This window comes from Granulicella sp. S156, assembly GCF_009766105.1.
Classification (GTDB): Bacteria; Acidobacteriota; Terriglobia; order Terriglobales; family Acidobacteriaceae; genus Granulicella.
Genome location: NZ_LMUH01000025.1, coordinates 252,730 through 253,086, shown reverse-complemented (window position 1 = coordinate 253,086; position 357 = coordinate 252,730). Strand labels below are relative to the sequence as shown.

Sequence of the window (357 nt, the reverse complement as noted above, 5' to 3'; positions counted from 1 at the left end):
GCAGAAACACAATCGTCCGCTGCGCAGCCACCTCTGCGATTTGAAGTCGTCTCCATCCGCCCGCACCAGTCTGCCGGCGACGAACCCTCTAACCGCCGCGTCCTTCCCGGCGGACGCTTCATCGCGACTGCCACCACCGTTCGCACCCTCATTCGCATCGCCTTCGGCACCGACGATAACCGCATGTCCGGCGCGCCCGGCTGGATCGACAACGAGACCTTCGACATCGATGCCACTACCGTCGATCACGCAGAGGTCACCACCCCAGAGCAGTTCCAGCAACTCATCCTCTCGCTTCTCGAAGACCGCTTCCAGTTCAAGTTCCATCGTGAGCAAAGGGAAGGTCCTGTCTATTGG

At 61.1% G+C, this 357-nt stretch carries 1 protein-coding gene; it reads left to right on the top strand.

Annotation, left to right across the window (positions count from 1 at the left end):
• Positions 1 to 357: TIGR03435 family protein (locus tag GSQ91_RS25975; RefSeq protein WP_254064746.1), on the top strand; the 357-nt coding region annotated here is incomplete at both ends.